The organism is Salinibacterium sp. TMP30 (assembly GCF_038397785.1).
Taxonomy (GTDB): Bacteria; Actinomycetota; Actinomycetes; order Actinomycetales; family Microbacteriaceae; genus Rhodoglobus.
The window spans coordinates 1,394,370-1,407,117 of the sequence record NZ_CP151642.1 but is presented as its reverse complement, the minus strand read 5'-3'; the positions used below and the strand labels follow the sequence as shown (position 1 = coordinate 1,407,117).

At 58.8% G+C, this 12,748-nt stretch carries 16 protein-coding genes and 1 tRNA gene; 6 read left to right on the top strand and 11 right to left on the bottom strand.

What is annotated here, in order from left to right:
- Positions 1–44: 44 nt before the first annotated feature.
- The 8 genes from tatA to AADH44_RS06830 all read right to left on the bottom strand — a co-directional run bounded on the left by tatA (position 45) and on the right by AADH44_RS06830 (position 5,751).
- Positions 45–272: a Sec-independent protein translocase subunit TatA gene (tatA, locus tag AADH44_RS06865; protein ID WP_341951952.1), complete on the bottom strand. Its 228-nt coding sequence runs from the start codon at positions 270–272 to the stop codon at positions 45–47.
- A 77-nt stretch (positions 273–349) separates the two neighbouring features.
- Positions 350–721, bottom strand: coding sequence for a hypothetical protein (locus AADH44_RS06860; RefSeq protein WP_341951951.1), 372 nt, complete (start codon positions 719–721; stop codon positions 350–352).
- A complete protein-coding gene (locus AADH44_RS06855; RefSeq protein ID WP_341951950.1) occupies positions 722–1,069 on the bottom strand; it encodes a hypothetical protein in 348 nt (115 codons plus the stop codon).
- Positions 1,070–1,077: 8 nt separating this feature from the next.
- Positions 1,078–2,061 (bottom strand): WYL domain-containing protein, encoded by a 984-nt coding sequence (locus tag AADH44_RS06850; protein WP_341951949.1) that lies wholly within the window; start codon positions 2,059–2,061, stop codon positions 1,078–1,080.
- Positions 2,054–3,037 carry a WYL domain-containing protein gene (locus AADH44_RS06845; protein ID WP_341951948.1) on the bottom strand — a complete coding sequence of 328 codons (984 nt, stop codon included), beginning with the start codon at positions 3,035–3,037 and terminating at the stop codon, positions 2,054–2,056. The genes AADH44_RS06850 and AADH44_RS06845 overlap by 8 nt, the downstream gene beginning before the upstream one ends.
- Before the next feature lie 47 nt (positions 3,038–3,084).
- Positions 3,085–4,086: an FKBP-type peptidyl-prolyl cis-trans isomerase gene (locus AADH44_RS06840; protein WP_341951947.1), complete on the bottom strand. Its 1,002-nt coding sequence runs from the start codon at positions 4,084–4,086 to the stop codon at positions 3,085–3,087.
- Positions 4,087–4,096: 10 nt separating this feature from the next.
- A complete protein-coding gene (locus tag AADH44_RS06835; protein WP_341951946.1) occupies positions 4,097–5,083 on the bottom strand; it encodes a tRNA (adenine-N1)-methyltransferase in 987 nt (328 codons plus the stop codon).
- Complete coding sequence (locus tag AADH44_RS06830) at positions 5,080–5,751, bottom strand: HAD family phosphatase (protein WP_341951945.1); 672 nt, start codon at positions 5,749–5,751, stop codon at positions 5,080–5,082. Before AADH44_RS06830 ends, AADH44_RS06835 begins: the two co-directional genes overlap by 4 nt.
- A 65-nt stretch (positions 5,752–5,816) precedes the next feature.
- Between AADH44_RS06830 and AADH44_RS06825 the strand changes: the two genes are divergently transcribed.
- A complete protein-coding gene (locus tag AADH44_RS06825; protein ID WP_341951943.1) occupies positions 5,817–6,752 on the top strand; it encodes a PAC2 family protein in 936 nt (311 codons plus the stop codon).
- A 52-nt stretch (positions 6,753–6,804) separates the two neighbouring features.
- Here the strand turns inward: AADH44_RS06825 and AADH44_RS06820 are convergent, their stop codons facing one another.
- On the bottom strand, positions 6,805–7,656 hold the full coding sequence (locus AADH44_RS06820) for an undecaprenyl-diphosphate phosphatase (RefSeq protein ID WP_341951942.1): 852 nt from the start codon (positions 7,654–7,656) through the stop codon (positions 6,805–6,807).
- 24 nt (positions 7,657–7,680) lie between these two features.
- On the bottom strand, positions 7,681–9,012 hold the full coding sequence (locus AADH44_RS06815; protein WP_341951940.1) for a M20/M25/M40 family metallo-hydrolase: 1,332 nt from the start codon (positions 9,010–9,012) through the stop codon (positions 7,681–7,683).
- Between the two features lie 152 nt (positions 9,013–9,164).
- On the opposite strand from AADH44_RS06815, the gene AADH44_RS06810 reads away from it, so the two are divergent.
- The 3 genes from AADH44_RS06810 (at position 9,165) to AADH44_RS06800 (ending at position 9,976) form a co-directional block, all read left to right on the top strand.
- Positions 9,165–9,248: transfer RNA gene (locus AADH44_RS06810), tRNA-Leu, on the top strand.
- Between the two features lie 250 nt (positions 9,249–9,498).
- Positions 9,499–9,630, top strand: coding sequence for a hypothetical protein (locus tag AADH44_RS06805; protein ID WP_341951939.1), 132 nt, complete (start codon positions 9,499–9,501; stop codon positions 9,628–9,630).
- Positions 9,631–9,664: 34 nt separating this feature from the next.
- A complete protein-coding gene (locus AADH44_RS06800) occupies positions 9,665–9,976 on the top strand; it encodes a DUF998 domain-containing protein (RefSeq protein WP_341951938.1) in 312 nt (103 codons plus the stop codon).
- Positions 9,977–10,108: 132 nt separating this feature from the next.
- On the opposite strand, the gene AADH44_RS06795 is transcribed toward AADH44_RS06800, so the two are convergent.
- Entirely contained in the window at positions 10,109–10,273 is a 165-nt protein-coding gene (locus tag AADH44_RS06795; protein WP_341951937.1) for a hypothetical protein, read from the bottom strand.
- Between AADH44_RS06795 and AADH44_RS06790 the strand changes: the two genes are divergently transcribed.
- Entirely contained in the window at positions 10,272–10,838 is a 567-nt protein-coding gene (locus tag AADH44_RS06790; RefSeq protein WP_341951936.1) for a PadR family transcriptional regulator, read from the top strand. The genes AADH44_RS06795 and AADH44_RS06790 overlap by 2 nt on opposite strands.
- A 37-nt stretch (positions 10,839–10,875) precedes the next feature.
- Complete coding sequence (locus AADH44_RS06785; RefSeq protein WP_341951935.1) at positions 10,876–12,576, top strand: AarF/UbiB family protein; 1,701 nt, start codon at positions 10,876–10,878, stop codon at positions 12,574–12,576.
- Positions 12,577–12,748: the final 172 nt, after the last annotated feature.

Genomic DNA, 12,748 nt, shown 5'->3' with positions numbered 1-12,748 from the left:
TCGCCCTTAGAACGCCACCTCTCGGCGCGCACTGCCATACCCGGTTAGGGCTTAGGAGGCGTAGTGCTGTTCGAATCCGCCGAATCAGTCGAATCGTCGGTCGCGGAGTCAGAACTGTTCTCGTCTTTCATTGTCTTAACCTCACTGCGGAAGATACGCATTGACTGGCCAAGACTGCGCGCAAGCCCGGGAAGTTTCGGTGCACCAAAAAGCAGGAGGATGACGACCAAAAGAATGATCAGGTGCCAACCGCTGAGAGCATTGCCGAACATGAAAACTTCCTTAACTATCGAAGGCTGCGTGAACCAATCATACCCAGCTTCGCTTTGAATTGCCGGACAGTCTTCGGCTAGTTGCCCGGTGTGCGGTCTTCGACGAACTCCACCGGAAACCAACGTTGGGGGTATTCGCCGAAACCGAGCAGCACATAGTCAGACCGACCGGAACGCTTCGGATGGTAGAGAACGACGGCAGGCTTCTTGAGTAACTCCGTGTCTCCGGCACTAACGAGCGCTTTCACCGCGACGCGCTGAGTACCGGAGTTGTCGGTATAGCGCACCGCAATGCGGGGACTGCGACGACCGCGGCGATAAAGGCTGCTCGTCCCTGACGTTTGGGCCCCGCTGGTGAGCAATATCGCTCGGATTGATCGGCGACGTAACCGCGTTGCTGTCCAGAGCAGAACGAGAAACAGTAGACCGACAGCGAACAGCCAACCCATCTAGGACCAGCCCTCTGGCCACTGCGCGGTGCTCGCATCACGTGTGATGATGCGCTTCGCACGCGCAATACGGCGCTCGTGACGTGCGAGCTTCACTTCGGCTCGTCGACCCTGCTGAGCCTCATGCTGTGCACGAATCTGGGTCATCTCAGCCAACACCGCAATTTGCGGCTTGCTGAGCTCCGAGAAATCCACATCAAGTGCGGAAGTCTTGTCAACCACCGCAGAAAGTTCGTGCATCAGCGCCATGGCCTTGCGGAAGAGGGTGAACGCAAGAAAGGCAAGCACCAGCAGGAGGGCAAGCACAAGGCCAACCCAAATGAGAACCCAACCCCACCACGCGATCACAGCACCACCTATGACCGATCCGTGTAGCGATCCGCGCCAGCGCGAGCCCACAGAGCAGCGGTAGCGCGAGCTTCGGCAGGAGCAACAACGGAAACCACGCCAGGAAGGCCGGCAACGAGTCGCTTCAGCCCATGAAAATGCGGAACTAGAACAGTCGTGCGAACTCGATCGCCCGAGGGAACGACCGTGGCGTCGTCTGCCACATAGTCGCCCAGTAGAGGGACTCCACTTTCCACAACATCGATCGTGACCGCGATATCCCCGGGTGACGCATCAAACAGAGTTTCCGGAAGGCTCACGTCGGCAGCGGTGCGAGTGATGGGTTCCGACGTCATGGTGGGCTGGGAAATACGGTCAAGGCGGAACGTTCGCACGTCCTCGCGCGAGTGGCACCATCCGCGAACATACCAATCCGCATCCACCGATTCGACGCGCAAAGGATCGATACGGCGCCGCTCGGACTCGCCACGCGAATTGCGGTAGTCAAACTCAATTTGGGTTCCCGCCGCGACAGACTCGCGAATGAGCGCCATCGTCTCATCGAGATCACTCGCCTCAACGCCCACAGCGGTGGGCTGCGCGGATGCTCCACGAGAAAGCTTCGACATTAATGAGGCAATCGCGGCACGGTCAGCATGCTCGGGCAAACCAGAAAGGTACTGCAACCCCGCGATCAGGGCCGATGCCTCCCGAGCAGAGAACCGTGGCGAATCATCGATTGCGACCATGTGCGTGAGCACGATCTGATCGTTGTCTTCGAAATCATCCCAGGCAATATCGAAAAGATCGCTGTCTTGATACGTGGCTGTCTCACCAGGAATTCCAGAAACCGCGATCAGTCGCACGGCATCCCGAATCTGCTGCGCAGGAACACCAAAATGGGCTGCAGCCTCCGACACGCTCACGCGGTCGTGATCCATCAAATAGGGAACCAGTGCGAGCAAATACACCAGCTTGTCTTGCGCACGCAGAGGTTGGGCTTTCTTAGCCATGGTCTGCCGCCGTTCTGGTCAGGCGCTCAATGACCGCAGAGCGAAGCACGGGAGGGGAAACCACAAGCACCTCGGGCCCGAAACTAGCCAGCTCATCAGCAAAAATATTAAGGTCAGTGAAGTGCAGTTCAAGATCGGTAGTTGGATTTGTCGCGGCACCACGTCGCTTGCTCAATCGAGTGGCGGCATCGGTACCCGGCTCAACCTGCACCACAGCAACATTGGATTGCCAGACCGCTTCGAGCTCCGCCAAGGCGCGCGCAGCAGCATCCACTGTCGATTCATCAAACGGTTTCTTGCTCGCCCGCACAGCGCTCACAATGCGGCGAAGCAAGAACGTCTTGAATCGATCGGTCTCGGGATCCTTCGCGTAAAGGTGCCACCTGCCCTGATGCTGCACAAGTGCGAGAGGCGCAACAGTGCGCTGGGTGGATGACTGCTCCCCCGGTTTGAGGTAGTCAAACGTGACCAACACCTTTTTGTCGAGTGCTGAGCGGAGTGGCTCAAATGACTCCTCGCGCACCCGTAGTTGAGGCGCGTAGCTCAACACGGGCTCGGCGGTAGCAACGCCAAGCGAACGCAGTTTAACCATCGCCCGCCGTGACTCTTCGGAAAGAGAACCCTCGCGCCACACCATTGCCGCCAAACCGAGAAGAGTCGATTCTTCGGCAGAGAAGCTGATGTCGTCGGGAAGTTCGTAATCGGCACGCGGGATGCGATAGCGCAGGTTGTGATTGTTGCCGGCCTGTTCTGGAGACTCAATTGTCTCAAGCGGAACTCCGAGTTCGCGAACATCATCCTTATCGCGTTCGAATTGGCGCTCAAGGTTGGAATTATCGCCGGAGTGCACGAAACGCTGACGGTATCCCTGCACGGTCGACAAGATTTCGCTCTTCGTCAACCCCGCCTCAGAAGACAGCAAGGCTAATACCAAGCTAAACAGTCGTTCCTCGTTGGGAACTTTAGGTACTGGCACGAGTCAAATCCTATGTCTCTGACACCCGGCCGTGTCGTAGTGAACGTTTACTGCTCTTGGATTCCCAGAATGTCGAAGACGAACACCAGAGTCGAGCCGCTGGTCACGCCGTTCGGTTCCGTTCCCGGAGCAAATCCCACCGCGGGGGGAAGCACAACAAGAACTTGCGACCCGACCTTTTGGCCGATCAGTGCTTCGGCAAGTCCGGGTGGTAGCCCTTTCTCTGACGTTTCACTGCTCTGGGCGAGGTAGGTTCCAGGAACGCCAGCTTCTTCCCAACTGTTCGTAAACGTTGCGTCTGCGTCCCACTCAATGCCGCTGACGTGCATCACAGCAAGGTCACCCTCGGCCACAGTCTGGCCAGAGCCGACCTTGAGCGTTGCAATCTTAAGTTCCGTTGGGGCATCGGTTCCCGGGAATGTGAACCCTGGCTGACCGTTCGGTGCCAACACCACTGCGGGGAGCCCTGCGGGTGGTACCTGGTTCGCGCCGGTCGCTTTGCCAGGGTAGCGAGTCTCTATGTCGCTGACCATGACGATGGTGTCAGTCTCCGTCACCGGAAGTTGGTTCTGAGCGATGTTGTCTGCGCCCAAGATTTCGCCGGCCGTTCCCACGGTCACGATGCGTGATCCGACGGTGGCACACTGCGCGATCTCACCGAAGCGAGGCTCACGCTCAACGACGGGAACTCGCAATCCAGCGGTGTCGTGCCCGGTAGAAATGAGCTGTTCGCCGGTTTCTCCATTGTAAATTGTGATCTGCAGGGTGGCGACGTCGCCATGGCCGACCTGCTCGCCATCGCCAGCCACGACCGTCTGGCTCTCCACACGGTCAGCGATGAGCGGGGTGGGAAATTCAGCCTCCGGGTCAGCGCTGAGCTTTCCGTCGGCGCTCACGAGAGCGGAATTGCTGCCCGAGGTGAAGATGGGGTCACACGCTGAAAGATCGAACGGGCCATTGGCGCAACCGGTCAAGGAAACAACGACTCCGGCGCTCAGGACCACTACTGCAAGCTTCTGCACAAACACTCTTTTCTTCGACACAGACATCGCCAACACTCTACCGGTCAGAAGACGCGGCCTCTGCCGCGGCTTTCGCTTCTCGTGCAGTCTTTCGCAGCCGCTTTGAACTCGTACTGCGCTCTCCCAGTGCACCCGGCGTCCAGATTTCAACATCCTCGTCACTGAAGTCTGTTTTGGATGCGCGGCGCTTGAGCTCCGGCAAAACCGAACCGGGCGCTAAACGGCGTGCCGTCATCAAGAATCCGGTATGGCCAACCATGCGATGATCGGGACGAACGGCTAGCCCCTCAACGTGCCAACCGCGCACAATTGTTTCGCTGGAGTCTGGGTCGGTGAATAGCCCGGTTGCGCGGATGGCCTCGGCCACGCGCGACAACTGGGTGACCGTCGCGATGTAGCAGAGCACGACGCCACCGGGCGTGAGCGCGTCAGCACATTCCGCAATGCACTCCCACGGCGCGAGCATGTCCAACACAACGCGGTCAACAGAGCCAGCCACCACGGATGCTGGCAGCTGTTCCTGCAGGTCGCCAACAATTACTGACCAATTCTCTGGCTTCGCTCCGAGAAAAGCTTCCACGTTGGACTGGGCGATCTCGGAGAACTCCTCGCGGCGCTCGAAAGAGCTCAACCTTCCACTGGGCCCGATCGCGCGCAGCAGCCACAGCGATAGCGCCCCAGATCCGACACCCGCCTCGACCACGTGAGCACCGGGAAAGATGTCGGCTTGCCCAATGATCTGGGCTGCATCCTTTGGGTAAATGATTGCAGCACCGCGCGGCATCGACATGACGAAGTCGGTGAGCAGCGGCCGCATCGCCAAATATTCGATTCCGTTGGAACAGGTGACGACACTGGCATCCGGAAGTCCGATGATGACGTCGTGGCTCAGTACGCCGCGGTGGGTGTGAAACGCTCCTCCGGGCTCAAGCGTGACCGTATTCAGTCGGCCTTTTGGTCCGGTCAGTTGAACGCGATCCCCTATGCGGAATGGACCGCTCTGTCGTCGGAATACGTCGCTCATCGAGTGGCTACCTTTGCATGAAGTTCTGACAGATGTTCGAGCGTGCGCCCGTCGAGGGTTGGCCAGAGCGCGTGAGTCAGGCCTTCCGGAATCTCCACCATAAACGGAACACCCACCACAGTCGCTCCAGCAGTAAACGCCGATGTGGCGCCCGGAGGTGAATCTTCGATTGCGACACAGTCAGCAGTCTGCACGCCCAGAGCCGCGGCACCCGCTCGGTAGGGCTCAGGATGCGGCTTCGGGTTCTTAACGTCGTCTCCCGAGATCACAGCGTCGAAGCCGTCGAACCCGAGGTTGTTGACGACGTGATGCGCCATTCGGCCGATCGACATCGTGACGAGAGCCGTAGGAATAGCCGCTGTGCGCAGCTCACGCAACAACTCACGTGCACCCGGACGCCAAGGGATGCCAGAGTCACACAGTTGAGCCATCACACGTTCAGTTAACGCATCAACAATGGCATTCTCATCGAGCTGAACGCCTTTGGCTTGCATCGCGCGAGCAGAAATGAAGAGACCGCTGCCAACAACAGCCATTGCATCATCGTGCGTCCACTCACCGCCAAAGGACTCAACGACGTCTATTTCGGCAGAAATCCAGTACGGTTCGGAGTTTATGAGGGTGCCATCCATGTCCCAGAGAACGGCAGCCGGAGTGGAGTGAGTCACAACGCACCATCGTAGTTCTATCCTTGAGTTAGTGACATTCGTGGCACTCGATCCAAAGGAGACCTGTGACTAACACCCCATTCACGAACGGACGACTCTTGGTCGTCGCCTTCGAGGGGTGGAATGACGCCGGAGAAGCGGCCAGTGGCGCCGTCAGATCCCTCAAGGAACAGTTAGACGTCTACCCCATCGCCGAAGTCGACCCCGAAGACTACTTCGACTACCAGTTCAATCGACCGATCGTTGCCTACGACGACGACGGTAACCGAACGTTGACGTGGCCATCAGTCACCATTTACGGCCCCTCGCAACCCAATACAGTGCGCCCCGAGAGTATTGCCGCTGATGCAGAGTTGCAGTTGAGCGCTAACAATAAGTCAAACATTTACTTGCTCTTGGGCACTGAGCCGTCCCGGTCGTGGAAAGCGTTCACACGGGAAATCCTCGACACCATCGTTGATAACGGCATCACATCGATCGTGTTTCTTGGTGCGATGCTTGCCGATGTACCCCACACTCGACCGATTTCGGTATTCACGTCAAGCGAAAACCCTGCAGTGCGTACCGCGCTGGAGATTGAGCGAAGCAACTACGAAGGCCCCGTGGGCATCCTCTCGGTGCTGGGCCAGGCTGCCGAGTCGGCGGGAATCACGACGATGTCGATCTGGGCCTCCGTTCCGCACTATGTACACAACGCGCCTTCGCCGAAGGCGACTCTGGCAATCATCGACAAGCTCGAAGAAATTGTGGATGTCGTGATTCCGCGAGGCGACCTCGTGAGCGAGGCCAGCGACTGGGAAACCGGCATCGACGCGCTCGCGGGCGAAGATGATGACATGTCGTCGTACATCGAACAGTTGGAACGGGCCCGCGACACCGTCGACTCCCCCGAAGCCAGTGGGGAGGCTATTGCTCAGGAGTTTGAGAAGTACCTTCGTCGCGGCGATGACAAGCCCGATCCGGGCTCAGCCGGCGATGAGCCGTGGCGGGGCAAGGACTAGTCTCCCGTCGCCACGGATCTGCTGTTGCGACGCCCGCGCATCAGCATGCTGTCTACAAAGGCTGGATGACGTTGGTCGCGAGCAGCACATAGAGTGTCGCTCCAAGCAAAACGCGATAGATCACGAACGGCAAGAATGAACGCTTCTCGATGTAGCGCATCAGAGCGGCAATCACTCCGTAGCCCACGATAAACGCGATCACGGTTGCAACTGCCGTTTCTGCATAGGTGAAGGGTTCGTCGGTTTGGCCGAAGCTGTGGACGAGTTCGTAAAGGCCGCTGCCGAAGACAGCGGGAATAGCGAGCAGGAACCCGAAGCGTGCTGCCGCAGGTCGGGTGTAGCCGAGGGCAAGTCCGGCCGTCATCGTTGAGCCGGAGCGGGAGACCCCGGGAACGAGTGCAAGCACTTGTGCGAGACCTATCGCGATGCCGTGGCCGTAGCTCATCTGCTCAATTGAGCGCGTGCGCTTTCCGAGGTAATCGGCGATCCCCAGAATGATGCCAAACACGATCAGCACGGTCGCCACCAACCAGAGCGAGCGGAATGTTGACCTGATGTACTCCTGGGCGAAATAGCCGACAAGCACGATGGGCACCGTGCCGATGATTACGAGCCAGCCAAGCCGAACATCCGGATCGCTGCCAGTAATCGATTCTCGGTGTGCACTTGTCGTCTTACGGAACTGTTGAAACCACCGGGTCAGGATGCGCGCAATATCTCTGCGGAAATACAGGATGACTGCCAGTTCGGTGCCAATCTGGGTTATTGCGGTGAATGTCGCGCCCGGATCACTTGCGGAGGGCAGGAACTCCCCCATGATGCGCAGGTGGGCGCTCGACGAGATAGGTAAAAATTCGGTAAGGCCCTGAACAAGCCCCAAAATAATGGCCTCGATAAACCCCATGAAGCGCTCCCGGTCAGCTGAGAATTAGTACTTGAGAAGCAGGTCACCCAAGACCTGCCTGCCAAAGACTAGTGCGTCTAGCGGGACTCGTTCATCAACACCGTGGAACATGCCGGGAAAGTCGATCTCCGGCGGCAACTGCAGGGGCGCGAATCCGTACCCGGTGATGTCGAGACGCTTGAGAGCTTTGTTGTCGGTGCCGCCAGACATCAAATACGGCAACACAGGAGCTCCAGGATCGAAGACATTGAGGCTGCCGATCATCGCGTCGACCAACGGGCCATCAAAACTCGTCTCGAGACCGATATCGCGGTGCATGATCTCGATCTCGATCTCATCGGGCAGCAGCGCACGCACCTGCGCGAGAACATCGTCCTCCTCCCCTGGCAGGGTGCGGATGTCGACTAGTGCCTCAGCGATGTCCGGAATCACGTTGTGCTTGTAGCCGGCCTTCAACAGCGTTGGGTTGCTCGTCGTACGCAACGTGGCCTGCAGGAAGCCGGAGGCGGTGCCTGTGGCAAGAATTAGCTCATCTGGCCCAACCACCTCTGGATCGATTTTGAGGATGCGCGACAGCTCAGAGATGAGGAGCGTCGTTGTATCGGTGAGACGCACGGGCCACTCTTGGCGGCCCAAGATTGCGACCGCCTCAGCAAGTTTCGTAACAGCGTTGTTGTTGATCACGCGTGAGCCGTGGGCCGCCATGCCCCGGGCGGTGAGCTTGATCCACACCAGAGCTTTCTCGCCGGTCTGCAACAGGTAGGCGCGCTGGCCCTGGAGATCTACCGAATATCCACCGACCTCGCTAATTGCTTCCGTGGCACCGTCAAAAACATCGGCATGGTGGTCGACCATGAAGTGTGAACCGAACTCGCCACCATTTTCTTCGTCAGAGAAGAAGGCGATGATGAGGTCTCGTGCCGGGCGCTTTCCTGCCTCCAAGATGTCGCCGAGCGCCGTGATGATCATGGCATCCATGTTCTTCATGTCTACGGCCCCGCGGCCCCACAGGAGTCCGTCGCGAATGATTCCCCCGAACGGATCGACTGACCAGTTTTGTGGGTCGGCGGGCACAACATCCGTGTGGCCGTGCAGGATCAGTGCCGGGCGTTCTTTCGCGTGGGGTGCTGACGACTCGGTGTCGTAGCTCCCCTCAACACGAGCAACAACCGTCGTGCGGCCGGTCGCGGCATCAAAGTATTGGGTGGTTAACCCCATCTCATCGAGCAGCGCCCCCAAGTATTCGGCGGCATCAGTTTCGCCGTTCGAGCGACCCTCACCGTAGTTCGTGGTGTCGAGACGGATGAGATCTTGCGCGATTTGAGCGGTGCGCTCGAGAGAAGGCTCAGAAGTCATAAGCCAACGCTAGCCGTCTGACCGGGAAAAATCTGCACGCCACGGTAGAGCAGATCGGTCGCCCGCAATCGCGACGATGGGGTGCGTCGAATTGTGTTCAGAATTGATGCTATTCTCTTATCTCGGCGGTGCTCTTGTAGCGCCGCTGATGCGCGCGGATGGCGGAATTGGTAGACGCGCTAGCTTGAGGTGCTAGTGCCCGTAAGGGCGTGGGGGTTCAAGTCCCCCTTCGCGCACAGTGAAAGATTCGGACACCGAATCGGTAGTTGAAAGAAAAGGTCGACACCCAGATCTATTTGGGTGTCGACCTTTTCTTGTCTCGATGAGGGCACGTACTAACGAAGATGCTTGGCGTGGACAAAGCTTCGCTCGCACTAGGGAGACGGCGACTGTTTCAGGTGCGTGGCACGGCAGAACTCACGGTTTCGGTGCCATCCTGTTGGAATGCGAGCTTCGGAGCGATGCCTCAACATGAAAGGTCGATTGATGCCGGCCATGGCTGCTGGGCGGTTACTGGCGCTGGTGGCTGCTCTCGGTGTGGTGTTCTTCATCGTGCTCACGATCGTGTTGGGCGTGATGTGGGCGGGTTACGATCGCGATTCGCGACACGCAAAGTGAACTCGGTGCTGTTAACGCGCCCCAAGGCACTGTCATGAATGTGGCCGGATTCGTGTTGCTCGGGTTGTGCATTCTCGCTTTTGCCATCGCGTACGCAACCTTGTTGCGGGGTGGCTGGGTCAAGGTGCTTGCTGTTGTTTCTCTTTCCATCGCCGGAGTCGGGATGGTTGTTGTGGGATTCTTCCCGTGCGACGCAGGTTGTGTCGATGTCACCGTCTCGGGGCAGCTCCACGGCGTCTTCAGCGCGCCTAGAGCGATCGGGCTCCCTGTCGCCGCGATGCTTTCAGCGTTCGTGTTCCGCACGGACGGACGGTTTGGCATGACTGCGCAGGTTGTCTCTTTCTAGCTGGGCTTGGTGGCACTTGTCTCGGGACCGATCATTGCGGTTGGTCTGATGGAGGCTTCACTGGGGCTGGTTCAGCGGGCTGCGATGTGGTCCTCATTGATGTGGATGGCAATGGTCGGCATTCGATTGTTTTCACTTACTGCGTCCCATGCGCACGATGCGTCTGACGCGACTGACCCACGCAGCAACGATCGCTGCTAATTCGCTGAAATCTCCGTCGACGAAGGTATTAACGATGTATCGTTGAGTATCGGCAGGGCCGCCCTGGCCCTTATCTACAGAGTGGAGGATCAGCATGAACAACTCATTCGGAACCGGTGGACGAAACTCTCGCCGCTCGTTCGCAGACGCATTCGACAACGCGGGCCAAGGTCTGTGGGACGCATTCGACAACATGCGCACAGAATTTGACCGCCGGGTAGCTCCACGAATGGGGCGCGGGGATGTTCGCGTTGCCATTCTTTCCCTCTTGGCCGAAGAGTCAATGCATGGCTACCAGATCATCCATGAGATCGAGAAGCGCAGCCATGGCGCCTGGAAGCCCAGCCCCGGCTCGGTGTACCCCACACTTCAGTTGCTCGCCGATGAAGGCCTCATCGAAGCACACGAGGCTGACGGCAAGAAGACGTACACGCTCACAGAGAAGGGACACGACGAAGTGAAGTCGAGTCGCCCAGCTCCGTGGGAGGACTCGGGATCGCGCGAATCGTCGCGCCCCACTGCACTCCCCCACGCCGCAGCCAAGCTGGCTGAGGCGGTAATTCCTATCATGCGCAACGGCAGTCCCGAGCAGGTTGACGAAGCCGTCGCGGTTGTCACCGATGCGCGTCGTAAACTGTACGCAATCCTCGCGCAAGACTGAACAGAGGCAGCCGCACAGTCGGCACTAGGGAGAATCGATGACCGACACCAGACAGCTGCGCGCCCGCTACCGTCGGATCCTGCGTTTCGCTGCCCGGTACATGGTTCTCGAATGGTGGTTCGAACTTGTACTACCGCGCTTCGGCCTTGAGCGCATCGCTGCTCGACGACGTCTGGCTCGCGCAGCGCACATCGCACGCCACTTCCACACGCTCGCGGTCGATCTCGGCGGCCTCATGATCAAGGTAGGACAGTTCATGTCCTCACGCCTTGACGTGCTGCCTTCGGAGATCACCCGCGAACTTGAGGGGCTGCAGGATGAAGTTCCCGCAGTCGATTTCGCCCTCATTCGTGGGAGTGCTGAACATGAACTCGCACTTCCCCTTGAGCGTGCCTACGAGTTCTTCGACTCGAATCCCATCGCCGCGGCATCCTTCGGACAAGTGCACCGCGCTCGTCTCATGCCATCTGACGCCACCGATGTGGGGTTCAGTGATGTTGTTGTCAAAGTTCAGCGACCCGGGATTGCCGAAATCATCGAGGTTGACCTCTCTGCGCTTCGTCGGGTCGCCCGCTGGCTGAGTCGCGTTCGCTTCATTTCGCGCCGAGTTGACCTTCCGGCGCTTCTCGAAGAGTTCGCTGTCATCAGCCTGCGCGAGATTGACTACCTCAACGAGGGAAGCAACGCGGAACGTTTCGCCGCGAACTTCGCCGACGACCCTCGAGTTCAGGCACCGGAAGTCGTCTGGGAACGGACGACTCGACGAGTCTTGACGCTCTCCGACGCCACCGCGATCAAGATCAACGACCTCTCGCGCCTAGAAGCAGCCGGGATCGACCCCTCAGAAGTTGCCGACGAGCTGTCGCGCGCAATGTTCGAACAGCTCTTCATGCATCGCTTCTTTCATGCCGACCCGCATCCCGGGAACATTTTTGTCACGCCCGCAATCCCGGATAGGCCGGACCCCAGCACTCCCGCGTGGACACTCACGTTCATCGACTTCGGGATGATGGGTGAAGTACCCGAAAACCTCAGCCGAGGCTTACAGCGACTCATCATTGCCGCGGCGGCACGAGATGCACCGGGACTCGTGGCCAGCGTGCGCGATATGGGAATCCTGTTGCGCACCGCAGAAACTGCCCCCCTCGAACGGGCGATGGGTGAACTCTTCGACCGCTTCGGTGGAATGGGCTTCACCGAACTTCAACAAGTTGACCCGCAGGAATTCCGCGCATTTGGCAACGAATTCAGTGAAGTCGTGCGCACGATGCCATTCCAACTCCCCGAGAACTTTCTTCTGATCATCCGTGCCGTCTCTGTAACGTCTGGTGTGGCCAGTAACCTCAACTCCGCCTACAACGTGTGGACAGCAATCGAACCCTTCGCCCAGCGGCTCGCAATTGACGAAGGCGGCGGCACTGTCAAGGAGTTTGCCAAGCAAGCGTTGTCGTCTGCCGGACTCTTGCTGCGATTGCCTCAGCAGTTGGAGAGCGTCGCCACTCTTATGCAACGCGGTCAGCTCACCGTAGAGACCCCGGGAGCGGATAAGCGCCTCCGAGTAATCGAACAACTTGCACGCCGAGTGCTGTCTGCGATCCTCTTTACCGCGCTGCTCATCGGCGGAATTCTGTTGAGGCCAACAGACCCGACAGTGGGGACTGTGCTGATGGTCATCTCGGCACTCCCCCTCACTCACGCGCTGTTCTCGGGGATTTTTAGTCGGGCGCGCCTGCTCTAGATTCGGCTCCTCGCAGCCTGAGAGTCACCCAAGAATCTATGCGATCCGCTATCGTGGTAGAGGACCCAGCCACATGGTGTTGTCGCCCGCTCTTGTCTAGCTAGGCTATTCCTGGTCTCAGTCGGCATTGTCGCCGGCCTTCAGCCGCGCGCATCTCGCGCCTAGGCTCCTC

Coding starts and splice junctions, on each gene's coding strand:
- tatA (WP_341951952.1), bottom strand. CDS start 272: ATGTTCGGCAATGCTCTCAGCGGTTGGCACCTGATCATTCTTTTGGTC.
- AADH44_RS06860 (WP_341951951.1), bottom strand. CDS start 721: ATGGGTTGGCTGTTCGCTGTCGGTCTACTGTTTCTCGTTCTGCTCTGG.
- AADH44_RS06850 (WP_341951949.1), bottom strand. CDS start 2,061: ATGGCTAAGAAAGCCCAACCTCTGCGTGCGCAAGACAAGCTGGTGTAT.
- AADH44_RS06840 (WP_341951947.1), bottom strand. CDS start 4,086: ATGTCTGTGTCGAAGAAAAGAGTGTTTGTGCAGAAGCTTGCAGTAGTG.
- AADH44_RS06835 (WP_341951946.1), bottom strand. CDS start 5,083: ATGAGCGACGTATTCCGACGACAGAGCGGTCCATTCCGCATAGGGGAT.
- AADH44_RS06820 (WP_341951942.1), bottom strand. CDS start 7,656: ATGGGGTTTATCGAGGCCATTATTTTGGGGCTTGTTCAGGGCCTTACC.
- AADH44_RS06815 (WP_341951940.1), bottom strand. CDS start 9,012: ATGACTTCTGAGCCTTCTCTCGAGCGCACCGCTCAAATCGCGCAAGAT.
- AADH44_RS06805 (WP_341951939.1), top strand. CDS start 9,499: ATGCCGGCCATGGCTGCTGGGCGGTTACTGGCGCTGGTGGCTGCTCTC.
- AADH44_RS06800 (WP_341951938.1), top strand. CDS start 9,665: ATGAATGTGGCCGGATTCGTGTTGCTCGGGTTGTGCATTCTCGCTTTT.
- AADH44_RS06790 (WP_341951936.1), top strand. CDS start 10,272: ATGAACAACTCATTCGGAACCGGTGGACGAAACTCTCGCCGCTCGTTC.
- AADH44_RS06795 (WP_341951937.1), bottom strand. CDS start 10,273: ATGCTGATCCTCCACTCTGTAGATAAGGGCCAGGGCGGCCCTGCCGAT.
- AADH44_RS06785 (WP_341951935.1), top strand. CDS start 10,876: ATGACCGACACCAGACAGCTGCGCGCCCGCTACCGTCGGATCCTGCGT.